Source organism: Gaetbulibacter sp. M240 (assembly GCF_043876815.1).
GTDB lineage: Bacteria > Bacteroidota > Bacteroidia > Flavobacteriales > Flavobacteriaceae > Gaetbulibacter_A.
Window position 1 is genome coordinate 168,954 of sequence record NZ_JBAWKA010000004.1, and the last position, 26,258, is coordinate 195,211.

Sequence of the window (26,258 nt, forward strand, 5' to 3'; positions counted from 1 at the left end):
TTTTAGTTTAGTTGTAGGCGCCATGTTATACTGTAATTGGCTTTAGGCGCTAATTCCTTCAAACCTATTTTATTATTAAAACTATCGGAAACTCCGGTAGTGGGTTCGATAGCTATTGTATTTTTTCGTGGTGGGGTGTAAGCTTGCAAAAAGCTCTCGGGCTCATCTGAGTCAATGCTAAGATAATAATTTGGTGTTTTAAAAAAGACCCTTGGGTTTTCTAATCTCCAGCAGTCATCCAATTTTTTATTTTCTAATGAAAGTGGATCCTTTTGATCTATAACTATAGTCCCCGTTGTGATCATACGTTCGTTGAAGATCATCTTTTCTGAACTTTTAAAATGTAAACTACTTCGATTCAAATTTTCCGATACAAAATATGGATGCCAGCCCAAGGTAAAAGGAAAACTTGTCTCACCTAAATTTTGAATGGATATTTTCAAATTTAATTGAGACGCCATCAAGGTATATTCTAACTGAATATTATATGGAAAGGGAAACCCTTCAGGAGGATTCTTTTCGATGTAGTAAAGGGTGGCAGCGACAAAAGTCTCGGTTTCTTGTATTGAAGAAATTGTAAAAGTCTTATTGTAAACCAAACCATGAAGCGCGTTATTATTTCCTGGTTCGTTGATGCTAAACTCATAGGTTTTATTCCTAAACTTATAACGTCCATCTTGTATTCTATTGGCAAAAGGAAAAAGAATAGAAGAGGCGTAAACATCACTGTAAGCTAAGGGTTCTAAATTTTCAATAAATGTTATTTCGTTTAATTTTAACATCTGCAAGCTAGCGCCATCATTTAAATAAATTTTGGCTAGAGCCGATTTTTCAGGATTGTTTAGCTCAAGAATATTCTGGCTATTATCCTCATTTTTAATATGTTTTGCCGTAAACAAGATATTGGTTTTTTTAGTTGGTTTGTTTTTAATCAAGAACGTTTGTCGGTGCTAATTTAATTAAATTTCTAGAAATTAAATGTATTTTTTACATTTAATTATATTCTGTTTCAATAATTTAATTATATTTGAGTCATAAAACTAACTAAACTAATTAATATGACTGTAGGATTTGATTTTTGGGATTATGCCGTATTTATTTCTTATGCCGTACTTATTCTGGGCGTAGGGTTATGGGTTTCCCGAGATAAAAAGGGCCACCAAAAAAATGCGGAAGATTACTTTTTAGCAAGTAAATCTCTGCCATGGTGGGCCATTGGTACCTCATTAATAGCAGCGAATATCTCTGCTGAACAATTCATAGGAATGTCAGGTTCCGGATTTGCATCCGGATTGGCCATTGCTTCATACGAATGGATGGCGGCCTTAACCTTGATTATCGTGGGTAAATACTTTTTACCAATTTTTATTAATAAAGGTTTATATACTATTCCGGAATTCGTAGAGAAGCGCTATTCTACAAATTTAAAAACCATTCTTGCAGTCTTTTGGATTGCCCTATATGTTTTTGTTAACCTTACTACAGTGCTCTATTTAGGGTCTTTGGCCTTGAATACGATTTTGGGAATTCCTATGGTTTACGGTGTTCTGGGTCTTGCATTGTTTGCAGCAGCATACTCGCTTTATGGTGGTCTTTCTGCTGTTGCCTGGACAGATGTTATTCAAGTGATCTTTTTGGTGATTGGAGGTTTGGTAACAACTTACCTGGCCTTAAATACAGTTTCTGATGGTCAGGGCTTTCTTCAGGGATTAAATGTTATTGTTGATAGGGTTCCAGATCATTTTGATATGATCCTGGATGAGTCAAATCCTGAATATAGTAACCTTCCGGGAATCAGTGTTCTTGTTGGTGGTATGTGGGTTGCAAACCTGTATTATTGGGGTTTTAACCAGTATATTATCCAAAGAACATTGGCAGCTAAATCGCTTCGTGAGGCACAAAAGGGTATTTTATTAGCGGCCTTTTTAAAGCTGATCATTCCTTTGGTAGTTGTAATTCCTGGAATTGCGGCGTATTTAATGGTTAACGATCCTGAAATCATGGCGAGATTAGGAAATGTAGCTCAAAATAATTTACCATCTCTAGAGCAGGCTGATAAAGCTTATCCTTGGTTATTACAATTCTTACCGGTAGGTCTTAAAGGTGTTGCTTTTGCAGCATTAACTGCGGCTATAGTGTCGTCTTTAGCTTCTATGTTAAATTCGACTTCAACCATATTTACTATGGATATCTATAAACAATATATAAATAAGGAAGCTGGCGATAAAGCAACTGTAACTGTAGGACGTACTTCTGCGGCTGTAGCTTTAGTAATAGCATGTCTTATAGCGCCAATGCTTGGGAATTTAGATCAGGCCTTCCAGTTCATTCAGGAGTATACCGGTATTGTAAGTCCGGGAATCTTAGCAGTTTTCTTACTAGGTTTATTCTGGAAAAAAACCACAAACAAAGGAGCCATTGTAGGTGCTTTAATTTCTATTCCTATTGCCATGTATTTTAAGGTGGGCGCTAATGGATGGTCAGATTCACCATTATTTGTGGATATTCCATTCATGAATCAAATGGGTTATACCTGTTTATTAACTATGGGTGTTATTGCCTTAGTGAGTTATTTACAAGGTAAAGGAGCAGATGATCCTAAAGGTATTCCATTAACTAAAGGATACTTTAAAACAGGACCGGTATTCAATATTGGTGCGTTTACCGTAATGATCGTACTTACCGTACTTTACAGTTTATTCTGGTAAAATTTAAGATTTTAAAACTAACAACAACGTCATGTCAAACATGGCGTTTTTGTTTTTAAAATCACATTTTCAACGATTTATAAAGTCATAAATAGTGTTAAATTTCTACTGTTATTTTAAAATTTTGTACTTTTGATCTTGTAATGAGAAAAGCGTTGTTTAAAATATTATCTTCATTCATGGCATTCCTGTTGTTGTTTTCAACGATGTCATTTACCATTGATATGCATTTCTGTGGAGATACTTTAGTGGAAACAGCTCTTTTTCATAAAGCCGAAGGTTGTGGTATGACCATGGAAAAACCAACCTCCAATGATTGTTCCATTACTAAGAATAATTGTTGCAGCGACGAACAATCCTTGGTAAACGGTCAGGATGAACTTCAGCTTACATTGCAAAAAATCTCGCTTGAGAAACAAGTATTCATAACTGCTTTTTTCCAATCTTATTTGGAGTTATTTGATTTTTCTAAAGAAGCGGTAAGTACTTATACCGCATATTCACCACCCTTTGTCGTCAAGAACATCTACAAACTTGACGAGACCTATTTAATTTGATTTTTAAACTTTTAATCAGACTTTTCCTGATGTGATATTATCTCAGGTAAAGCTTCTATGTCGTGTTCACACATCATGTTTAACTGTTTAATAATCAAATCGTATGCTCAATAAAAGCATCAAATTTTTAATAGAGAACAAACTTGTTTCCGTTTTACTTCTCGTTCTGTTTATCGGATGGGGTACCATCAGTGCACCGTTTAATTGGGATTTGGGTTTTTTACCAAACAATCCTGTCTCTGTTGATGCGATTCCTGATATCGGCGAAAATCAACAAATCGTTTTCACGAAGTGGGATGGACGTTCTCCTCAGGATATCGAAGATCAGATTACTTATCCGCTAACAACCTCATTACTTGGTATTCCAGGAGTGAAAACCATTCGTAGTTCTTCCATGTTCGGTTTCTCCAGCATTTATATCATCTTTGATGAAGATATTGATTTTTACTGGAGTCGAAGTCGAATCCTTGAAAAACTCAACTCCCTTCCGTCCGGTGTTCTACCTGATGATGTAAACCCCACTTTAGGTCCTGATGCTACTGGTTTAGGGCAGATTTTCTGGTACACTTTGGAGGGTCGTGATAAAGAGGGTCAGGTTACAGGCGGTTGGAATTTACAGGAGCTTCGTAGTATACAGGATTTTTATGTGAAATATGGTTTGTCTTCGGCCAGTGGCGTTTCAGAGGTAGCCTCTATTGGAGGATACGTTCAGGAATATCAAATTGACGTGAATCCGGAGTTAATGCGACAATATAATATTTCGCTAAACCAGGTGGTTAAAGCGGTAAAGGATAGCAATAAGGATATTGGCGCACAGACACTGGAGATCAATAAAGCGGAATACCTAGTTCGTGGTTTGGGTTATATTAAATCGATTGACGATATCGAAAATTCTGTGATCGCTTCACAAGATTTTACGGCATTACGTATTAAAGATGTTGCCAAAGTGAATTTAGGACCAAAAGCACGCCGAGGTATATTGGACAAAGAAGGCGCAGAAGTGGTTGGTGGTGTTGTTGTAGCACGTTATGGAGCGAATCCTATGGAGGTGATCAACAACGTCAAGGAAAAAATCAAATCTTTGAGCTCTGGGTTACCATCCAAGGTCTTATCTGATGGCAGAACGTCGCAACTTACCATTGTACCATTTTATGACAGGACGCAACTCATTCAGGAAACCTTAGGCACTTTGAATGAAGCTTTAACCATGGAAATATTGATCACCATACTCGTGATCATTATTATGGTTTATAATTTAAGGGCTTCCATTTTAATATCCGGATTGTTACCTGTAGCTGTTCTTATGGTGTTTATTGCCATGAAATTGTTTGGTATTGATGCAAATATAGTGGCGCTGTCAGGTATTGCGATCGCGATCGGTACCATGGTTGATGTCGGGGTGATTCTCTCAGAAAATATCATCAGGCATTTGGATGATAATGATAGTGTAGAGGCTCCCAAGAAATTATCTATCGATCAAGTTGTGTATAATGCCACAGCGGAGGTTTCAGGTGCCATTGTTACAGCCGTCATGACAACGATAATCAGTTTTATTCCTGTATTCACCATGATTGGGGCAGAGGGTAAGTTATTTCGACCTTTGGCCTTCACAAAGACCTTTGCTCTAACCGCATCTATACTTGTTGCTTTATTTTTAATTCCACCATTTGCCGCCTTTATTTTTAGAAAAAGTAAGCTTAAAGGCTACATGCAATATGTTGTTCAATCAGTTTTAATTGCATTGGGCCTTACAGCTCTAGGTTTTGGTTATGGTTTAGGTTTGATGCTCATCGCCTTTGGTATCATTGGCTTACTTCGAATTCAAAATAAAATAACCAAAAAACAAACCAGTTTAGCGCACATTGTCATTTCTGTAGTTGCTATCGTATTTCTTCTAGCCACATACTGGAGACCTCTTGGTGTTGAACAGAATATCCTTGTTAATGTTATTTTTGTAGCTGTTATTTGCTTTGGATTATTGGGGGTATTTGTTCTTTTCAGATACTATTATACCCGGATTTTAAGTTGGTGTCTTGAAAACAAATTAGTATTCATATCCATCCCAATCCTCATGGTAGTTCTGGGGTTTTTCATTATGAAAAATACAGGAGAAGAGTTTATGCCATCTCTAGACGAAGGTTCTTTTCTACTCATGCCAACCTCAATGCCACATGCCGGCGTAGAGGAGAATAAGCGTGTATTACAACAATTAGACATGGCTGTGGCAAGCATTCCTGAGATCGAAACCGTTGTTGGAAAAGCCGGTCGCACAGAATCAGCTTTAGACCCAGCACCGCTATCGATGTATGAAAATATTATTGTCTACAAACCGGAATACATGCTGAATGACGATGGTGAACGACAACGATTTAAGGTAAATGCTGATGGTGATTATATTTTAAAAAATGGTAATTCCCTTCCGGGAGAACCGAAATCCGCTTGGAAAAATATTGATACCAAATTGCAACTTATACCTGATTCTGATGGTGAATTTTTCCGTAATTGGAGAAAAGATATAAAATCACCTGATGATATTTGGAAGACTATTGTTACAGCTACAAAGCTTCCCGGTGTTACCTCGGCGCCGAAACTGCAGCCCATACAAACGCGCCTAGTTATGTTGCAAACAGGCATGCGGGCTCCAATGGGAATTAAGGTGAAGGGGCAGGATTTAAAACAAATGGAGGCTTTTGGCTTGCAGTTAGAAAATAGTTTAAGACAGGTTGAAGGTGTAAAGAATGAGGCTGTTTTTGCCGATCGGATCGTAGGAAAACCCTATCTGCTAATCGATATTGATAGAGATAAACTGGCGCGTTACGGGTTAACTGTTGCAGACGTTCAAAACACTTTGCAGGTTGCTGTAGGTGGTATGGAACTAACACAAACGGTTGAAGGACGGGAGCGCTATGGTATTCGGGTACGTTATCCACGCGAATTAAGAGCGAATCCTGAAGATCTGAATCAAATATATATCCCATTGAATGGCGGATCTGAAATTCCTTTAAGTGATGTGGCGAGCATTCGTTACGAAAAAGGACCACAGGTGATTAAAAGTGAAGACACCTTTTTGGTGAGTTATGTATTGTTCGATAAACTGGATGGTTATGCAGAAGTGAATGTGGTTGAAAAAGCACAGGCTTATCTTAAAAGCCAGATCGATAATGGTGATCTGGTAGTTCCAAAAGGTGTCAGTTATCAATTTACCGGAACCTACGAAAATCAATTGCGTGCTGAGAAAACCTTGTCTGTAGTGGTGCCATTAGCGCTATTGATCATCTTTTTGATCCTGTATTTCCAGTTCCGCTCCGTTGGTACCTCGCTCATGGTTTTTTCAGGGATTGCAGTGGCTTTTGCCGGAGGGTTTATCCTTATATGGTTGTATGGGCAAAGTTGGTTTTTAAACTTTAGTTTTTTTGGTGAAAACCTGCGAGACCTTTTTCAAATGCATACCATTAATCTAAGTGTAGCTGTTTGGGTCGGGTTCATTGCTTTATTCGGGATAGCTACTGATGACGGTGTGGTTATGGCAACGTATTTAGATCAGACCTTTGAGCGCAATACGCCACAATCATTGCAAGGCATCAGGAAATCGGTTGTTGAAGCTGGTGAAAAACGTATTCGCCCTTGTTTAATGACCATTGCTACTACTATTTTAGCTTTGTTACCTGTGCTAAGTTCTACAGGACGTGGTAGTGATATCATGATCCCGATGGCCATACCGAGTTTCGGAGGCATGCTCTTAGCATTGATCACCCTATTCGTAGTGCCGGTTTTATATAGCTGGCGACAAGAAGTTCAACTTAAACGTTCTGAAAAATGAAACATCAAACGATGAAAATAAAATTATTTGGCATCCTGATTGTTTTTGGGAGTTTGTTCGCCATTCAGGCCCAGGAATTAGAGGTTTTGATACAACAAGCGATCATGAATAATCCGGAAATATATAAGGTAGAACTGGAATATAACATCAGTTCGGAAAAAGAGAATGAAGTAAACGCCTTGCCAAATACGGAATTTGGAGTTGGATATTTTGTTAGCGAACCTGAAACCCGCACCGGACCGCAACGTTTTAAGGTAACAGCGAAACAAATGATTCCTTGGTTTGGAACCATAACAGCTCGAAAGAACTATGCGAAAGCTATGGCAGATGCCCAATATGAAGATTTGGTAATCACTAAGCGAAAACTGGTTGTTTCTTTATCGCAGACCTACTATAAATTGTATGCGTTTCACGCCAAACAAAATGTTTTGCTAGAAAACATTCAATTATTAGCGACTTATAAAACCATGGCTTTGAACGCCGTGGAAACAGGAAAAAGTTCCGCAGTAGCGGTCCTAAAACTTCAAATCCGGGAGAACGAACTTAAAAAACAACAAGCTGTTCTGAAACAAAATATAATGGCTGAACAAACAGCTTTGAACAAATTATTGAACCGCGATAAATCAGTTGAGATCAAAATTCCACAAGAATTGACTTTGCCTGATGCCGGTACTGATAATATTCCTGCAAACCTAAGCGCACATCCTGAGTTACTTAAGTATGATAAGCTTTATGCCTCAATAGCACAATCGGAAATAGTGAATAAGAATGAAAGTCAACCGATGCTTGGTTTCGGTCTCGATTATATTAATGTAGACGAACGCCCGAATATGGATTTTGCAGATAATGGAAAGGATATTTTAATGCCTATGGTATCGGTGTCTATTCCTATTTTCAATCAAAAATTCAAATCGACCGATAGACAATTGGCCTTAAAGCAACAACAGTTAAAGGCAGCACAGGAAGAACGTCGGAATACTTTGGAAAGCTTACTTGAAAAAGCCCTATCAGATCGAAATGCGGCACGAATAAACTATGAAGCACAAACTGAAAATTTAAATCAGGCCAGAAATGCAGAGCGGATTTTAATTAAAAACTATGAAACCGGAACTATAGATTTCAATGACGTATTGGATATTCAAGAGCTTCAGTTAAAGTTTCAAACGCAAATGATTGAAGCCGTTACAAACTATTATATACAAACAACAACTATAAATTATCTATCGAATTAAGAAAGTCATTATTGTAAAATTGTTTGTGATCTTAAAAAAATAACTGAAGAAAGAAATTAATATAATGAAACATACATATAACATTTCAGGAATGACCTGTGAAGGGTGTAAAGCCTCCGTAGAAAAGTACTTAAAGGCATTAGATCATATTACCGGGGTAAAGGTAGATCTTAAAAAAGGAGAGGCGGAACTTACCATGGATACTCATGTGGATACGGCAACCTTAAAAAAAGCCTTACCAGAAAAATACGCCATTACAGAAAAGCATGAAAAGCAAGTTTTTAATACTGAAAACAGTATGGCTATGCCTGGAGAGGAAAGTAAATTAAAACAACTGAAACCTTTACTCCTGATTATTCTCTATATCAGTACAGCCAGTATTTTACTTCATTATAATGCTTGGAGCTGGTCGGCTTTTATGTTGGATTTTATGGGGCTTTTTTACATTGTATTTAGCTTTTTTAAAATGCTGGATCTCAAAGGTTTTCCGGAGTCTTTTAGGATGTACGACCCTTTAGCTAAGCGGATACCGGTATACGGAAAGATATATCCCTTTATTGAAACGGCTTTAGGACTGATGTTCTTAATGCGATTTGAAATTACAATTGCTTTAGTTGTTACTTTAGTTGTTCTGGGAATCACTACGATTGGTGTTACCAGAACACTACTCAACAAAAAAGCGATACAATGTGCCTGTCTGGGCACGGCACTTAAACTCCCCATGACGGAGGCTACTTTTATTGAAAACTTTATCATGATCGTTATGGCGGTTCTGATGCTACTTAATATGTTTTAAAATGAAAAAAATAGGTATTTACATTAGTATTTTATTCGCAGGACTACTTTTAGGCTGGTTGCTTTTCGGTAGAACATCAAGCGATACTTCTGAAGGAGATCATAACCACGATCAAGAGGTTGCAACAAATCAGATGTGGACCTGCTCCATGCATCCACAAATTATGCAGCCCGAACCGGGTAATTGTCCCATTTGTGGTATGGAACTCATTCCTGCAGGTTCTAGTGATGGAGGCTTGGCGGTAAACGAATTTGAACTTTCGGAGCAGGCGATGGCCTTGGCAAATATTCAAACCCTAGTAGTCGATAATGGTGCTGCGGGAGACCAACAGATCAAACTTTCAGGAAAAATTGTTGAAAATGAAGAGGCTAATACAGTACAAGCCAGTTATTTTTCAGGACGATTAGACCGACTTTATGTGAATTATACAGGAGAACTTGTGCGTAAAGGGCAGATTTTAGCTACCATTTATTCTCCACAACTTTACGCTGCACAACAGGAACTTCTAACAGCAGTTAATTTAAAGGCATCCCAGCCCGGTTTATATAATGCTGTGCGGAATAAATTGAAGTTATGGAAACTAAGTGAGGCCCAGATCGATGCCATTGAGAAGACTGGCGAGATCAAAGAAAGTTTACCAATTTATGCCACAGTCTCTGGCACGGTAACGGAAAAATTAGTAGCTCAGGGCGATTATATCAAGGAAGGTCAACCACTTTTAAAAATCGCTAATTTAAATTCCGTTTGGGCAAATTTTGATGTGTATGAAAATCAGATCGGATTATTTAAGGAAGGTCAAAGTGTGTCAGTGACCACAGCGGCATATCCCGGGAAATCGTTTTCAGGAAAGGTTGATTTTATTTCCCCTGTATTGAATTCAAAAACAAGAACGGTAACCCTTCGTGTAGTTTTGAATAATAAAGAAAACCGATTTAAGCCAGGTATGTTCGTAACGGCCACCATAAATAATGTTTCAGTAAAAGGAAAAACAGTTTTAACGGTTCCGGCCTCGGCCGTTTTATGGACAGGAGAGCGTTCTGTTGTCTATGTAAAAACAGATGAAGATCATCAGTTTTTTGAAATGCGTGAAATTACCCTTGGTAATCGTATTGGTGAAACTTACGAAGTTTTATCTGGTTTAAATGCCGGAGAACACATCGTATCCCAAGGGGTATTTACAGTGGATGCGGCAGCTCAGTTACAAGGAAAAAATTCGATGATGAATCAAACTAAAAAAGAAACTTCTAAGGCTGAGGATTCTGTAGAAAGGATCAGTGTTTCAAACAAATTTCAAGATCAATTAAGAATGGTATTCGACCGTTACACCACTTTAAAGGATGCCTTAGTGTCTGGTGATTCAAATCAAGCAAAAACAGATGCAAGCGCATTTCTAAATGCCTTGAGCAAGGTTGATATGAAAACTTTAGATCAGACAGAAGCACACGAAGCTTGGATGACTTTAAACAAGACATTGAAAACCGCTGGAAATGCTTTATCGGAGACCTCCGATATAAAGGAACAACGAAACTATTTTAAACCCTTATCAGAAGGCATGGTTCAGGCTGTTTCTACGTTTGGAATAAACCAAAAAATTTATAACCAATACTGTCCTATGGCAGACAATAACAAAGGAGCCTTTTGGCTCAGTAAAGATGCTGAAATTCGAAATCCTTATTTCGGTAAAGCCATGTTAACTTGTGGCGAAATTAAAAATGTAATTCAATAATAACCCTAATATAATAAACAATGAAACAGATTATTTTAAGTGTATTTTTAGTGGCAGTAATGCTAAGTTCATGTAAGAATGAAACAAAGGAGGATACCAATACCGTTTCTACGGAAATGGCCTCAAATGAGTTAAGTACTATAAATTTTGGTGTTCGTGGTAATTGTTCCATGTGTAAGGCTACCATAGAAAAGGCCGTAGGTGCGGTTGATGGTGTTTCCGAAGCAGATTGGGATGTGACCAATAAATCCATTGAAGTGACATTCGATGCCTCAAAAACATCAGATATGGCGATTCACAAGGCTATAGCGGGATCTGGATATGATACCGATAAAATGGCAGGTGATGCGGCGGCTTATGAAGACTTGCCAATGTGCTGTCAATATGATCATGACATGGAAATGAGCTTGACTAAATAAAAATTAAAGTCGAAAAAAGCGTTTGTTTTCTTAACAAACGCTTTTTTTTATTGCTATTAATTTTTGTTACCTTAATTGTAACATTACGAATCAATTTAAAAAAAGACCGTTAACCTTGGAGGTAAAAGAAAATTCCGTATTTCATAATAAGATCAAAATACCCTTGGCTATTAAGGAGTATTTACCAGCTATTATAAGTTTTATAATGTTAGCTGCGGGCATACTTACTGAATATTTCGGATCCATGTTTTTTACGAACAAAGTACAAATTATTTGGTATGGTATCGCTTATATTCCAGTAGGATGGCCGGTGATTAAAGCAGGTTGGAATACCATAAAACGTGGAGATATATTCACGGAGTTTTTTCTGATGACGGTGGCTACCGTTGGCGCATTTGCTATTGGAAAATATCCTGAAAGTGTCTCCGTAATGTTGTTTTATTCAGTAGGTGAATTATTTCAGGGAGCGGCAGTTCGTAAAGCAAAAGGGAATATTAAGGCGCTTCTCGATGTTCGTCCCAAGGAGGCCCACGTTTTGCGGAATGGTCAATACACACTGGTTTCTCCTGAAAGTGTTGGTATTGGGGAAACCCTGCAAATCCGTGTTGGCGAAAAAATTCCTTTAGATGGTGTTTTAATATCTGAAAAAGCACGCTTAAATACAGCAGCTTTAACCGGAGAAAGTAAGCCTCAGAGCGTCGTTGAAGGTGAGGAAGTGTATTCAGGAAGCATCAATTTAGAAGAACTTATCGAAGTTAAAGTTACCAAAGAATTCAAGGATAGCTCCATCTCTAGAATTTTGGATATGGTTCAGAATGCCACCTCAAGGAAATCAAAAACAGAGTTATTCATCAGGCGTTTTGCCCGGGTTTATACGCCGATCGTTGTATATCTGGCTCTGGCCTTAACCATAATACCTTTCTTTTTTGTCGACGAATATGTCTTTAGCGACTGGTTGTACCGAGCTCTTATTTTTCTGGTTATTTCTTGTCCTTGTGCTTTGGTTGTATCTATTCCGTTGGGCTATTTTGGAGGCTTAGGTGCCGCTTCAAAAAATGGGATTCTCTTCAAGGGAGCATCATTTTTGGATGTCATTGCCAAGGTAAAAACACTGGTTTTCGACAAAACCGGTACGCTAACAAAAGGAGTGTTTGAAATTCAAGAGATTCATGCCATCTCAGGAAACAAAAAGGAACTCATGAGTTACTTCAAAGCCATTGAAGGGAAGTCGACCCACCCAATTGCCAAGGCCATTTCCGATTATGATATGGATATTGATCAGTTTAAGGTTTCTGATGTTCAGGAAGTAGCTGGGAAAGGCTTAATTGGTGTGGTTAATGACAAAAAGGTTCTGGCTGGTAATTTGTCTTTAATGAAAGGTAACGGTATTTCTGTAGATGAGAAAACTCAAAATATTGAGAAATCAGTTGTCATGCTGGCTATTGATGGTGAATTAAAAGGGTATGTTGTGATCGCCGATGCTCTTAAGGATGATGCCAAAGCGACTATAATAGGCTTAAAAAAATTAGGAATATCTCATTTGGTAATGCTTTCAGGGGATCGTGAAAGTGTCACTCAAAATATAGCACAGGATTTACAAATTGATAGTGCTTTAGGGAATTTATTACCTGAAGATAAACTTAAGGAAGTTGAAGAACTTCAGAAAAAATCAAAACATAAACTAGCATTTATAGGCGATGGTATTAATGATGCTCCTGTTTTGGCTTTGAGTGATGTGGGCATCGCCATGGGTGGTCTTGGAAGTGATGTGGCTATTGAAACTGCGGATGTGGTGATTCAAACGGATCATCCATCAAAAGTTATCAAGGCTATAAAAATAGGGCGCTCTACAGGTCATATTGTTTGGCAGAATATTATTATGGCTCTGGGCGTAAAACTCGTTGTTTTGATTTTGGGTGCAGGTGGTCTGGCCAATATGTGGGAAGCAGTTTTTGCTGATGTAGGCGTGGCTCTATTAGCCATTTTGAACGCTGTGCGTTTACAACATATGCGATGGGATTAACTGGTTTTAATTCTCATCCAGTTTAGGTAACAACCTAAAACTTTACCTGGTAAATTGAATGAATAATTTTGTGGAAAAAATAAGGTCCGGTAGTATCTTCCTCAAAACATTTGATTTTGAAAATTGATGAATACTTTGCGTAGTTTTTTGATTTGTTGGTTCGGTTATAATAACATAGAATTATTGATGTTTTAGTGTGAAGATTCGAACATTATTTTTAAAATGCGGATTAAACCCAACTGTAAATTATAATTTTAACTTATTTTTACGAAGGTTAATATGCATTAGAAATCCATGTCCAAAATCTTCCCTTCCCGATTTGCACTATTTAAGGCTTTTGTTGGGCTGTTTTTGATCGTTTCTTTTTTGGTTCGGTTGAGTTTTTTTGTATGGAATTTCCCTGAAGTTGATAAAAGCTTTTTTGTTCTGGCAAGCACCTTTGTAATTGGTAGTTTATTCGACCTGGCAACGGTATCTTTTTTTTCGATTCCTTTTTTATTATATCTTTTTATTTTTCCAAAACGTTTTTACGGCACTGTGGCTGATAAAATCATAACGTATTTTGGATTTTCTTTAGGATTACTAATTATTTATTTTTCTTTTTTTGGTGAATTAACCTTTTGGGATGAGTTTCACAGGCGCTATAACTTTATTGCTGTAGATTATTTGATTTACACGTATGAAGTTGTACAAAATATAAATCAATCCTATCCATTACCATTTCTTATTTCCGGAATTATTTTAATGGTGGCCATTAGTTTATTTATTGTTTATAAACTGGGTTATTTCCATAGAACTTTTCAAAGTGAAACCGTCTTCACAACCAAATCAATGGCAGTACTTCCCTGGATGGCGATCTTGCTTCTTAATGCATTCTACATCAAAAATAGTCACGCTGATTTTTCAGATAATCGTTATAATAATGAGTTGGCTAAATCTGGAATTTACGCCTTCTTTGCGGCTTTTAAGAATAACGAATTACCTTATTCCGAATTTTACAAGACCATACCGAAAGCGGAAGCCTATAACATGGTGAAAGAATCCTATGCGCATTCTCGTGATAGTTTTATTAATCCAGAAGCGAAGGCTATATACCGATATGTAAAGAACAACCCTATCGACACCTTACCACCAAAAAGGCCAAATGTTATATTTATTTGCATTGAAAGTTTGAGTGCCGATTTTATGCAAACTTTTGGAAACACGGAGGGTATTACTCCAACCCTAGATTCTCTAGCTAACTCGAGTAGTTATTTCTTTAAAAATTTATATGCAACAGGAACACGAACGGTTCGTGGGATGGAAGCCATTACTTTGTCGATTCCACCAACACCAGGGCGAAGTATTGTAAAACGAGAGAATAATAAAAATCTGTATACCATTGGAGAAGTGTTTAAAGAGAAGGGGTATACCAGGAATTTCTTTTATGGCGGTGATGGCTATTTTGATAATATGAATACATTTTTTGGAGGAAACGGATTCAATATTATTGATAGAGGTCGTGGGTTTTTATTGGATGATTCCATCAAAACGACTCGAACTAATATTGAAGATAATGAGGTTACTTTTGAAAATGCCTGGGGGGTGTGCGATATGGACTTATACCGTAAAGTGATCAAAGAAGCCGATAAATCCTATTCAGATAGTATCCCTTTCTTCGATTTTGTAATGACAACATCAAATCATAAACCCTTTACCTATCCTGAAGGTGAAATTGATATTCCTTCGGGTACAGGTCGGAATGGAGCTGTAAAATACACCGATTACGCAATTAAAGAATTTCTGAAATTAGCTAAGGAAAAGCCCTGGTACGACAATACAGTGTTCGTTATAATGAGCGATCATTGTGCGAGTAGTGCAGGCCGTTGGGAACTTGATATTAAAAATTATCGTATCCCGGCATTTTTTGTTAATCTGCCTAAAACCATGCCCAAACAGGTGTTTACTCTGGCTTCACAAATAGATATTTTTCCAACCTTATTTGCCTGCTTGGGGTGGAATTACAATTCGAATTTTTTTGGAAAAGATATTCTTTCAATGCCTAAAGAAGATTTAAGAGCATTTGTTGGTAACTATAGAAAACTAGGGTATTTTAAAGACAATAGTGTCGTTATTCTTGACGAACATAAAAACGCTAATTTTTACAGTTATGATTACGTTGATAATAGTTTGAGCCCCATACCTGAGGATGACTCATTTATTAAAACTACTATTTCTTTTTATTTAGTAGCTGATGATTTATACAGGCATGGCGGTCTAAAAACGAATCAATACGAATAGCGCCAGCTAATTTGTTTTTTAATTAAAACTAAAGGGCGTAACTATGGACTTCTGATTCCTTTAAAAATAATTATCTGAATCGAACACCTTGATGAAACCCTTTGTCAAATAAAACCTTTCGTAAAAACACGAAGGCTTGATGTAAATCCTCGTATGGAAGATTGAATATATCATGGCCACGGTCTACATAGCTATATAATAAATAACTTGAATTCTGTTTTTTTAATGCGTCGGTAATGGCTTTTGAGCCGGATTCGGTTAAATAGCCTTTTTGATTTTTTTTACAATTGTGATGCACCCCATCCCCGTAAGGAATAATAGGGTCTTTGGTACCATGATAAAACACACCTGGCTTTGCATTAGTATTAGTAATAAACTGTGCATCTAAAATAGCACCGGAAATAGAAACAACTGCGGCTATTTCAGGAATATCTGAAACATAATACGGACTCAAAATTTGATTCTTGTTATAAGTAAGGTTCAGTCCAATTTCAGCTCCGGCACTACTTCCGGTTAGGATAATTTTTGAGTCGTCAATACCGAAAATATTTTTGTATTTTACTAAGAATAATAAAGCTTTTGTAACATCATGAGTTGCGTTTCGTATGGTCTGCAAGATAAAATCCTTCGACATATTACATCCAAAACTTTTGTTCTTCGGGAGTTTGGTGTAATCCACAGAAACCACCAAATAACCTTTTTTTGTAATGTTCCTGGCTAAATTGACAAGACCCTTATCATTTCGTTTTCCATATTTAAATCCACCACCGTGAATCAGCATGAAAAGAGGACGCTTTTCCATGTTGTCATTCAGAGGGGTGTATATATCTAATTTTAATGATTTACCAGCAATTAGGGAGTAGGTGTAAGTCTTCACCGAGATCGAATCGAATATCGGGTCAACAAAGCGTGTTTGGCTTTCAACTGAAAGTACTGTTGAGAGTAGAGTAAATAAAAATAACCAGATCCTAAGTTGTTGCATGGGATTGTTTGAGATTAGAATGCTAAAATACAGTAATGAATCAGGTTACTGAAATGTAATTTTAAGTAGTGATGAACTATATGAACCTCAAAATGTTTTTTTCAGATCATTATGTGATTAATTGGTACGTTTTTGAACCTGAAGGCTAAATCACCATTCTAGTTACTCGCGGTACAATTAAGTTAGAAGATTAACGAAGGTGTTTTTTAAAAAACGCCATAGTTCTTTCCCAGGCCAATTCAGCTGAAGCTTTATCATAACGAGGCGTTGTTGTGTTATGAAACCCGTGATTAACATCAGGGTAAACATAGGCCTCATAGGATTTATTATGTTTTTTAAGCGCCTCTTCATAATCCGGCCAACCTGCATTTACGCGGTTATCCAAGCCTGCAAAATGGAGCATTAAGGGCGCGTTAATGTTATCGATGCCCTCGGTAGGTTGCGATCCATAAAAAGGTACGGCTGCTGCTAAATCCGGTTGTTTTACAGCCATCATATTTGAAATCCAACCGCCAAAACAAAATCCAACGACACCAATTTTCCCACTACATTGCTCATGATCCTTCAGGTAATTGAAAGCCGCAAGAAAATCCTCAAGCATGGCATCTCGATCACGTTGGCGCTGTAAAGCACGGCCTTCGTCGTCATTTCCGGGGTAACCACCAAGTGGTGTTAGTGCATCTGGAGCCAAGGTTATATAACCTTCTAGGGCAGCACGTCTCGCGGTGTCTTCTATGTAAGGATTCAGGCCGCGATTTTCATGCACCACGATAATACCACCCAATTTTTCGGAACTATTCTTAGGTTTTGAAAGCAGTCCTTTTATAGTGCCACCGCCTTTAGGAGATTCATATGAAATATACCCTGAATCTAATTCAGGATCTTTAGGATTTACCAACATGGTATCCTTGTAGTTAGGCATCAGGAAACTCATTAAAGAGGTCACCGTAAGGCCACCAACGGCGTATAAGGATAGTTTCTCAATAAATTCTCGTCGTGCTAATTTGTTGTGGGCATAATCATCATAGAGGTCGAAAACCTCTTGTTTAATGTCTTCTTTTTTTATCTTTTTCATAATATTTTTTGTGTCCTTTAAAAATAGTGAATTATTTTCATCATTTTTATTTTTTAACACGATGTTCCAATCGGGTGTTGCCTTTTCATGCTGTTACTTCCCTTGCACATTCGATACTAGAAGTGCTACATGACTTAAAATAAAAGGAACACTATGCTCAAAAGTCGTTTTTTCTGAGACTTCAGCTGAATTGAGCATTATGAGCCCCCATTAGTCATTCAGGAGCAATTCCAAAAGGCTAGTGCTTATTTTATTTCTGTTTTGAGAAATTCTGTTACATGTTCACTTAATTTTTCATATCCTTCCTTTGAATAGTGGACATCATCCAGTCCTTTCCCGAATTTTTTGTGTATTAAGATGGATTGTTCATATATATCATTTACCATGATCGAATGTTTTTTCATTATCTTTTTTGCAGCTTCATTGTATCTTATTACATCATTTTGAAATCGGCCAGCTTCATTCTCGGGAACATATGTTGTTGTTACAAAAATTAATTTAGCATTAGTTTTCGTTTTTAAAATTGTAACAATTGAATCAAGGTTTGAAGCATAATCATGAAGTGAATAAGTTATTGTTCCATTTTTCTTATCTCTGTGTCCTTGTACTTTTGAATCAGGGTGACGATAACATAAATCCCACAAGCCCCAATTAAATTGAATTATATCCCAATCATTAGCCTCAATCCATGTTTCAATATTGCTAAGTCCAGTTCCTGTATGCTGAGCATTTCCTGGATTATGTGATACTTCTGCAATATTCTTAAGATTTTCAGTAACAAAAGGAGTATATCCAATCGAAATAGAATCTCCGATTATAAATAGTTTCCTTTTGTCTTGTTTGCAACTTGTTATTCCAATCAACAAGAATAAGAGTATTAATTTTATTTTTAAATATTTCATTATTTATCGTTTTTGCCTTTTCAAAGCTAAGGGTCTCGTATAAAAGGCAGTTGGGTGGGAATATATAAGTTTATACTCGATAACTTACTGATTATAATATATATAATCTAAATAAAAAGAATTAAAGGTATCTGTATTGATTTAGTTATCCTATTTAGTATTAGATGTTAATTTTTCAAAAAAAGTTTTTTTGAACTAAATATGGGCTAATATTAAAAACAAAAAACCTTAACTGATTGATTAACAATTGTTAAGGTTTTTATTAAGCGGAGGAAGAGGGATTCGAACCCCCGGAGGTGTGACCCTCAACAGTTTTCAAGACTGCCGCATTCGACCACTCTGCCATTCCTCCAATGCGTTTTCAAAACCTACACAACATTACGGTTTCTTTATTACTGCGAGCGCGCTCACTAAAAGAATTCGCCGCTTTCTGCAGGCGGGTGCAAATATAATGTCCTTTTTCATTCTATTCAAAAAAAAAGACACATTTTTAAAAATAAATTTTAATTATTCGCACATCTATTTTTTTTAATTATTATGAACCTCAAAAACAAAATTCTAAACGTATTTTTGTAAAAATTAAAAGCAAAATGAATACGATCCAGCAGCTTCAATGGCGGTACGCAACGAAAAAGTTCGATCCCAATAAAATCCTCTCACAGGAAAAAATTAACATCCTCAAGGAGGCGTTCAATCTCACGGCAACCTCCTACGGCTTACAAACCATATCCATGGTGGTAGTTCAGGATCAGGCACTTCGCGAGCAATTATGGCCCCACGCTTACAATCAAGAGCAGGTTTTACATGCCTCTCATTTACTTGTAATTTGTATTCAAAAAGAGATCGTTGCGCAAGATGTTGTCGACTTTTTTAATAACATTAAAGATATCCGAAATACAGACGAAAACATCTTAAATCCTTATCGCGAAAATCTCATACAAACCATTCAAAAACAATCACTTATAGAACAGCAACAATGGTCAACGAATCAAGCCTACATAGCTCTGGGTAACCTCATGACGGTCTGCGCTATCGAGAACATCGATTCCTGCCCTATGGAGGGTTTTAACCCCGAAAAGTTCGACAGTATTTTAAATCTTGGTGAACGTGGCCTAAAATCAGTACTTTTGCTACCGGTTGGGTATCGGGCCAGTGACGATATGTTTTCCGATTTTAAAAAGGTTAGAAAACCCATACACGAGACCATAATTGAAATATAATTAATTAGGGCGCTCCCCAAAGGGTCGGGCTTTGCGCGTTACACGGTAACTCGCTACAATCCCTAGCGCGCTTCACAAAACCATATAAACACTATGCCAGGATTTGAACTATTTGGAAATTCAGAACGTAAAGAGTTACAAGACGTTTTAGACAATGGTGTTCTCATGCGCTATGGCTTCGACGGTATGCGAAATGGCCATTGGAAAGCGAAAGCTCTGGAATCCGAATTGCAAAAAGCCTTTCAGGTCAACCACGCACAATTGGTGTCTAGCGGAACTGCAGCAGTATCTGTAGCGCTAGCTAGTGTTGGTGTAGGAGCAGGGGATGAGGTGATCATGCCAACGTTTACCTTTGTGGCCAGTTTTGAAGCGATCCTCATGCTTGGTGCCATTCCAGTTTTGGTAGATATCGATGATACACTAACTCTGGATCCTAATGCTGTTGAAGCTGAGATAACCAATAAAACGAAAGCTGTTATGGTCGTTCAAATGTGTGGTAGTATGGGAGACATGGATGCGCTACAAAGCATTTGTAACAAACACGGTCTCTTACTTATTGAAGATGCGTGTCAGGCCATAGGAGGGACTTATAAAAACAAACCTCTAGGTAGCATTGGAGATTTGGGCTGTTTTTCTTTCGATTTTGTAAAGACCATTACTTGTGGAGAAGGCGGTGCTGTCATTACCAATAACGAACAATATCATACGCACGCTGATCATTACAGCGATCATGGTCACGATCATATTGGGAACGATCGTGGGGCTGAAACCCATCCATTTATGGGATATAATTTTCGTATTTCAGAACTTCACGCTGCGGTTGGATTGGCTCAAATAAAACGCCTTCCGGAGTTTCTCAGTATTCAAAAGAAGAATTTCACCATCATCCGGGAAGCCTTATCAGGAATCCCTGAAGTAACCTTCAGAACGGTTCCTGAAGGCGGGGAAGAGAATTATGGGTTTCTCAATTTTTATTTACCCGATCTGGAAACGTCGAGAACAGTGGCGTCCAAATTTAAAGCTGAAGGTGTAGATGCTTGTTTTCATTATTACGATAACAATTGGCATTACGTGCGTAAATGGCAACACCTCAGTGAGCAAAAATCCTTATTCCCCTTACCAGTGCAAGTTAAACAGGGCTTAGAACAATTAAAGGGCAAAACCTTTCCGGCTTCCGACCACTACATTGCCAGAAACTTGTCTTGTTTGATCAAATTATCATGGTCTGAAGCCGATGTTAAAGCACGTGCCGACAAAATGGTTCAGATCATAAAATCCTGTATATAAGTATTTTAGGATATTCTTTTTTCCAAGTGTATGGTTTTTGTAGGGGTTAAAAGTTTTATTTTCCTTTAGGATAAGGGTACTTTTATAGCCTAAGAAAAGTCTATGAAAGTCAACTACCTATTATTCCTGTTTTTATTATTTCAAATTAACACCACGTTTTCCCAACAAATGCCCATTGACTTCTCTGGTGGTTCAGACACTTTTAGTGTTTTTAGTGGGAGTTCTTTCGCATTAACATCAGATCCTGAAGATGCCGGAAATCCGATTGGCCAGTTCTCTAACGACGGTTCTGATCCATGGCAAGGATTTTATATCGATCTTTCAAGACCAATCGACTTGGGTCTGCAAAAAACCATCTCTTTGTCCTATTATGGATATGATACCGGTTCCCATAATATTCTTTTAAAATTGGAAAATGGCGCAAATCCTAATGTGGAGGTTACTCAAAATGTTAGCGGTTCTGGTTGGACTCACAACATCATTTTTGATTTTTCGAATGCCGTAGCTAGTTCGGATGGTGTAACACCTGTTAATGCCACCGGCCAATACAGCAGACTCACCATATTTATTGATGGGGGAAGTACGGTTTCGGGAACTTATTTAATAGATTCTATTGATGATGGGTCAACACCAACAGATCCAAATGTACTGGATGTGACTTATACCGATTTAGTATGGTCTGATGAATTCGACACAAATGGTGCTGTGAATAGTACGAATTGGTTTCACCAAACCCAACTTCCAGCAGGTGGAAGTTGGTATAATAATGAGGTTCAGCATTATACTGATAGAACAGATAACTCCTATGTTGCAGGAGGCTTTTTGAATATTGTTTCGAAAAAGGAAACATATTCAGATCAGGGATACACAAAATCCTATACGTCTGCACGATTAAACTCGAAATTTGCCTTTACTTATGGTAGAGTAGATGTTAGAGCTAAAATCCCCACGCAAGCAGGGACTTGGCCTGCTATTTGGATGCTAGGGAAGAACATAAATGAAGATGGCGGTTATTGGGACAATACTTATGGTACAACCAATTGGCCGGCCTGTGGTGAAATAGACATTATGGAACATGGTATATTTCCTTCGGAAGACCCAAACTATATAAGTAGTGCGCTTCATACACCGTGTTGCTACGGTGGTAATCCAAATAAAGGTGGCATTATAGCCTCGGATCTTGTAAATGACTTTCATATTTATTCCATGAATTGGTCTCCAGACCAAATTTCATTTTTGTTAGATGGTGTTGTTTATTATACTTATAATCCTTCCGTAAAAGATGCCAATACCTGGCCTTTTGATGCTGATCAGTATATCCTTCTGAATATCGCTATGGGAGGTGTGGCAGGAACAATTGATCCAAGTTTTACCGAGGGCACCATGCAAATAGATTATGTTCGGGTGTATCAGAACTCGAGTTTAAGCATTAAAGAAACTCGAAAAGATGCTTTTAAAGTATTCCCGAATCCGGTTAAAACTGAACTAAATATTAAAACATCAGAAACGATTGATGATATGGCGCTTTACGATATTTTCGGCAAGCTAGTTTTAAAACATAAGGAAATCGGGAGGTCCATAAATGTTGAAAATTTACCGGCAGGTGTTTACTTTTTAAAAATTTATTCAGGACCTACAACAACCATCAAAAAAGTACTAAAATATTAATATGCTTCGCTAAGCAAAAGGAATGATAATTGTGACCTTGGTACCTGCAGGTTTGTCCTTCTCGTAAAGGTCTGTGAAGCTTATACTATAAGAGCTCTTAAATTTTTCACTAAAATGTTTTAGGCGTTCTTCGGAAAGTTTTATTCCTAGTGACTCCCGTTTAAGAAGTTTATTTTTCTTTAAGGCTTGAGATTTTTTTCGGCCAACGCCATTATCAATAATATCTATTTGAAATTGTGAATCACTAGCCTTTTTAACCTCCATCCTTAATTGCCGATCCTCTTTCTTTAATGATAATCCGTGCCATACCGCATTTTCCAGAAATGGCTGTGTTATAAGAGATGGTAGTTTTATAGCACTTAGATTTAAAGTATCATCATAATCCAGTTTAAAATCGATACTATTATTAAAACGTATATTTTCAATATTGATATAGAGAGTCATGGTTTCCAGTTCCTCAGTTAAAGAGGTTTCTTTTTCTGTGGTTGAAGCCAAGATCTTTCGAATAAGTTTTGAAAATTTGTTCAAATAGAAAACAGCATGCTCTTTTTCATTATCAATAATATAGCGCTTAATGGAATTAAGCGAATTAAAAATAAAATGTGGATTCATCTGACTTCGCAGCGCTGATACCTTTAATTCTGCGAGCTCTTTGTCATATTTCATTTTTAGGGTATGCAGTTTCTCTATTTCAGCTTCTTTATTTAGTTTTTCTAGTTCGTTTTCAAGCTGTTCCTGAATTTTATTACGCAGTTTTTCGTTTTCTTTTAATTGTAAAATGAGTTTATTCTTAGCGGCATCCCTGTCCTCTAAAATCAGCTTCTGCTTCTTACCCAGTCCCAAAGAAAAAATGATATTTTCTAAAATAAATCCGAGGTATAGTATACTGTAAGCTGGTTCTACGTGGAGTCCCTCATTTTTAAGATTCAGATAGTAGATCAAGGAAACTACCGAGGAAACTAACAAAATAAATGATCCTGCGATCATGTAATACTTCAGAGAATTTTTCAACTTAAAAAAAGGAATATACATGACAATACCATACATGGTCATGGGTATGGTGAACACAAAATAACCCTGGGATAAGGTAGATATATCCCCCGTAAACAGATACCAAATAAAATTAACTACACAATATGCCATAATAAGATACAAAGCACGCATACTCCAGGTGTACCAGGTGTTTAGCTCCTGTTTCATATTCAGAAACCGGAATGCAAAAAGTACATAAAGGAAAAAGTAGATTTCTGTAGCAATGGTAGGGTAGTTTGTTACGACTTGAATAGGAACAAACAGTTCGTAAATAAAACCGCTTGAGACATGATTCAGTTGTGATAAAATAATGAAAAAAGTATAGCCACTATAAAGCAGATATAGCTTGTCTTTATTTTGAAAATACAACAAAAAATGGTAGACCGAAAGGATAAATAATATCCCGATTGTAAAGGTGATGAATCCGTTTTGAAACGGGTAATTAAAAAAGTAATACGATAGATCCTGATCCAAAATCATTAACTATTTAATACGGCTAATAAGTCGGTTTTCTTTGATCGTGATACCGGAATATGAGTCCCATCTTCGAGTACAATATAACCGCCATCACTTTTAACAAACTCTTTAATGCTGTTAATATTGACCAAATAGGAGTTATGAACTCTGAAGAAATCATCGCTGGTCATATCTTCAAATTCCTTCAATTTTTTAGACAGCATTTCTTTCTCACTGTTTTTTAAATAGATCTCGGTGTAATTTCCATCTGATTTGCAATAGAGTATATCTACCATATTCACATATTTAGTTTTTCCTACCAGCGGTAAGGCGATCCTTTTGGGTTGATTTTCTCTAGAGATCGTATCTATTATTTTTTTGACTTCTTCACCCAGATTATTTTTGGTTTTATTTTTACGAACCCGAGCAATAGTATTATTAAGATCTTCAGAATCAATGGGTTTTAAGAGGTAATCTATGGCGTGCTCTTTAAAGGCTTTAATGGCGTAATTATCATAAGCCGTGGTAATGATGAGATCAAAATCACGATATTCTAGTTGTGCCAATAACTGAAATCCGTCCATTTCCGGCATTTCAATATCCAAAAAAACACAATCGGGTTTGAGATAGTTGATCGCAGAAATAGCATTCTTAGGATTTGTGAAGGTATCGCAGATCTCGATATCATCACAAAAATTTTCAATTTCCCATTTCAAATTATTAATGGCATTGAACTCATCATCTATAATAATGGCGCGTATCATATCAAACTTTTGTTAAAAATATAAAGTTTTCATACATTATAGTAAAGGTTTGTATAATAGGCACTGTTGAATACATACTTGGTATTGTTTCGCTTATATTCAGTTTTTATTAACACCAAAAGGTGTTCTAAGACAAGTTACAATTTATTCTCTACAAATTAGAGCACATTTTTTACCATTCATAAATTCAAAGCCCTTTTAAGTACGATAGATATGTATATTTATGACTGATTATCAGAAAATTAGTTAAAACATTTTTATTATGACTACAAAGATTTATATTAAAAGGTATGCCATTTTTTTATCAGTTATCTCACTTATAATTTTTAGTTGTAAAAATCAAAATAAGGAAAACGATACGACAATTAATGAAGTTCAAAGGAGCAATGATAAAGTTAATAGGGTCGAAGTAGTTACGAATGCTATGGATTTTGAAATACCATCGCAATTTGATTCCGGTTGGACCACTTTTGAATATATCAATAAATCTGAAGAAACCCATTTTTTCATCCTTGAAAAAATGCCAGAGGGTATCACCATAGAAAATTATAACAATGAACTGGTTCCTCCCTTTAAAAAGATTTTTACTTTTTTAATAGAAGGGAAAAATGAGGAAGCCATGAAAGCAAGTGAGGAAATACCTGAATGGTGGAAAGACGTGAAATTAGGTGGTGGTGTAGGATTGATTTCACCGCAAAGCTCTGCACAGTCAACTGTATTTCTGAATCCAGGTACCTATGTTATGGAATGTTATGTTAGAATGCCAAATGGGATGCCCCATGCCTTTTACGGAATGTTAAAGCAAATTGTTGTAACGGATAAAAAGAATAATTTAGAAGCTCCTATAGCCGACTATAATATTGATGTTTCAAGCGAAAAAGGCATTGTTTTTAAGGATTCAATAAAAAGCGGTGTGTATGAGCTTGCTGTAAACTTTAAAGATCAAAAACTATATGAAACCCTTCTAGGTCACGATATAAATTTAGTAAGACTGGATAAGCTTTCCAACTTGGATTCATTAGGTGACTGGATAAATGCGGCAAATATTCAATCGTTTAGAACACCAACCCCTGAAGGTTTAACTTTTTTAGGTGGTGTTGAAGACCTTGAGGCTGGAAGTACAGGCTTTTTCAAGGCTAATCTAGCTGAAAAAGGTAATTATGTACTAATATCCGAAATTCCTGATGTTTTAAATCGAAAAATGTATAAGGTTTTTAAGGTTTATTAATCACTAGAAAACTAGTTACAATTTATTCTTTACAAAATAGAGTACATTTTTTACCATTCATAAAATCCAATGCGTTTAAAACA

Annotated in this window: 19 protein-coding genes and 1 tRNA gene; 13 read left to right on the forward strand and 7 right to left on the reverse strand. The window is 36.8% G+C overall.

The window, feature by feature from the left end:
* Positions 1-2: 2 nt before the first annotated feature.
* A complete protein-coding gene (locus V8G61_RS11990; RefSeq protein ID WP_394875973.1) occupies positions 3-899 on the reverse strand; it encodes an aldose 1-epimerase in 897 nt (298 codons plus the stop codon).
* A 159-nt stretch (positions 900-1,058) separates the two neighbouring features.
* Here V8G61_RS11990 and V8G61_RS11995 point away from each other — a divergent pair, with 159 nt between their 5' ends.
* The 9 genes from V8G61_RS11995 to V8G61_RS12035 all read left to right on the forward strand — a co-directional run bounded on the left by V8G61_RS11995 (position 1,059) and on the right by V8G61_RS12035 (position 15,561).
* Complete coding sequence (locus V8G61_RS11995; protein WP_394875974.1) at positions 1,059-2,708, forward strand: sodium/sugar symporter; 1,650 nt, start codon at positions 1,059-1,061, stop codon at positions 2,706-2,708.
* A gap of 179 nt (positions 2,709-2,887) precedes the next feature.
* Positions 2,888-3,265: a hypothetical protein gene (locus tag V8G61_RS12000; protein WP_394875975.1), complete on the forward strand. Its 378-nt coding sequence runs from the start codon at positions 2,888-2,890 to the stop codon at positions 3,263-3,265.
* A 103-nt stretch (positions 3,266-3,368) separates the two neighbouring features.
* Positions 3,369-7,085: an efflux RND transporter permease subunit gene (locus V8G61_RS12005; protein WP_394875976.1), complete on the forward strand. Its 3,717-nt coding sequence runs from the start codon at positions 3,369-3,371 to the stop codon at positions 7,083-7,085.
* Entirely contained in the window at positions 7,082-8,317 is a 1,236-nt protein-coding gene (locus V8G61_RS12010; protein ID WP_394875977.1) for a TolC family protein, read from the forward strand. Before V8G61_RS12005 ends, V8G61_RS12010 begins: the two co-directional genes overlap by 4 nt.
* A gap of 64 nt (positions 8,318-8,381) precedes the next feature.
* Entirely contained in the window at positions 8,382-9,113 is a 732-nt protein-coding gene (locus V8G61_RS12015; RefSeq protein ID WP_394875979.1) for a heavy-metal-associated domain-containing protein, read from the forward strand.
* 1 nt (position 9,114) lies between these two features.
* Complete coding sequence (locus V8G61_RS12020) at positions 9,115-10,839, forward strand: efflux RND transporter periplasmic adaptor subunit (RefSeq protein ID WP_394875980.1); 1,725 nt, start codon at positions 9,115-9,117, stop codon at positions 10,837-10,839.
* 20 nt (positions 10,840-10,859) lie between these two features.
* Positions 10,860-11,258, forward strand: coding sequence for a cation transporter (locus V8G61_RS12025; protein ID WP_394875981.1), 399 nt, complete (start codon positions 10,860-10,862; stop codon positions 11,256-11,258).
* A 115-nt stretch (positions 11,259-11,373) separates the two neighbouring features.
* On the forward strand, positions 11,374-13,281 hold the full coding sequence (locus V8G61_RS12030) for a heavy metal translocating P-type ATPase (protein WP_394875982.1): 1,908 nt from the start codon (positions 11,374-11,376) through the stop codon (positions 13,279-13,281).
* A gap of 294 nt (positions 13,282-13,575) precedes the next feature.
* On the forward strand, positions 13,576-15,561 hold the full coding sequence (locus tag V8G61_RS12035) for an LTA synthase family protein (protein ID WP_394875983.1): 1,986 nt from the start codon (positions 13,576-13,578) through the stop codon (positions 15,559-15,561).
* A 70-nt stretch (positions 15,562-15,631) separates the two neighbouring features.
* Here the strand turns inward: V8G61_RS12035 and V8G61_RS12040 are convergent, their stop codons facing one another.
* From V8G61_RS12040 to V8G61_RS12055, 4 genes are all read right to left on the reverse strand, one after another.
* On the reverse strand, positions 15,632-16,543 hold the full coding sequence (locus tag V8G61_RS12040) for an alpha/beta hydrolase (protein WP_394875984.1): 912 nt from the start codon (positions 16,541-16,543) through the stop codon (positions 15,632-15,634).
* 190 nt (positions 16,544-16,733) lie between these two features.
* A complete protein-coding gene (locus tag V8G61_RS12045) occupies positions 16,734-17,618 on the reverse strand; it encodes a dienelactone hydrolase family protein (protein WP_394875986.1) in 885 nt (294 codons plus the stop codon).
* 245 nt (positions 17,619-17,863) lie between these two features.
* Positions 17,864-18,520 carry an SGNH/GDSL hydrolase family protein gene (locus V8G61_RS12050; RefSeq protein ID WP_394875987.1) on the reverse strand — a complete coding sequence of 219 codons (657 nt, stop codon included), beginning with the start codon at positions 18,518-18,520 and terminating at the stop codon, positions 17,864-17,866.
* 267 nt (positions 18,521-18,787) lie between these two features.
* Positions 18,788-18,872: transfer RNA gene (locus tag V8G61_RS12055), tRNA-Ser, on the reverse strand.
* Between the two features lie 238 nt (positions 18,873-19,110).
* On the opposite strand from V8G61_RS12055, the gene V8G61_RS12060 reads away from it, so the two are divergent.
* From V8G61_RS12060 to V8G61_RS12070, 3 genes are all read left to right on the forward strand, one after another.
* Positions 19,111-19,740, forward strand: a complete 630-nt coding sequence (locus V8G61_RS12060; protein ID WP_394875988.1) for an NAD(P)H-dependent oxidoreductase — start codon at positions 19,111-19,113, stop codon at positions 19,738-19,740.
* A gap of 93 nt (positions 19,741-19,833) precedes the next feature.
* Positions 19,834-21,027, forward strand: coding sequence for a DegT/DnrJ/EryC1/StrS family aminotransferase (locus tag V8G61_RS12065; protein WP_394875989.1), 1,194 nt, complete (start codon positions 19,834-19,836; stop codon positions 21,025-21,027).
* A 102-nt stretch (positions 21,028-21,129) separates the two neighbouring features.
* The gene (locus V8G61_RS12070; RefSeq protein ID WP_394875990.1) at positions 21,130-22,695 is read left to right on the forward strand and encodes a family 16 glycosylhydrolase; all 1,566 of its coding nucleotides are present in this window, start codon (positions 21,130-21,132) and stop codon (positions 22,693-22,695) included.
* Between the two features lie 9 nt (positions 22,696-22,704).
* Here the strand turns inward: V8G61_RS12070 and V8G61_RS12075 are convergent, their stop codons facing one another.
* Positions 22,705-24,201, reverse strand: coding sequence for a sensor histidine kinase (locus V8G61_RS12075; protein ID WP_394875991.1), 1,497 nt, complete (start codon positions 24,199-24,201; stop codon positions 22,705-22,707).
* A 5-nt stretch (positions 24,202-24,206) separates the two neighbouring features.
* The gene (locus V8G61_RS12080; RefSeq protein ID WP_394875992.1) at positions 24,207-24,947 is read right to left on the reverse strand and encodes a LytR/AlgR family response regulator transcription factor; all 741 of its coding nucleotides are present in this window, start codon (positions 24,945-24,947) and stop codon (positions 24,207-24,209) included.
* A gap of 262 nt (positions 24,948-25,209) precedes the next feature.
* On the opposite strand from V8G61_RS12080, the gene V8G61_RS12085 reads away from it, so the two are divergent.
* Positions 25,210-26,175, forward strand: coding sequence for a hypothetical protein (locus tag V8G61_RS12085; RefSeq protein ID WP_394875993.1), 966 nt, complete (start codon positions 25,210-25,212; stop codon positions 26,173-26,175).
* Positions 26,176-26,258 lie beyond the last annotated feature (83 nt).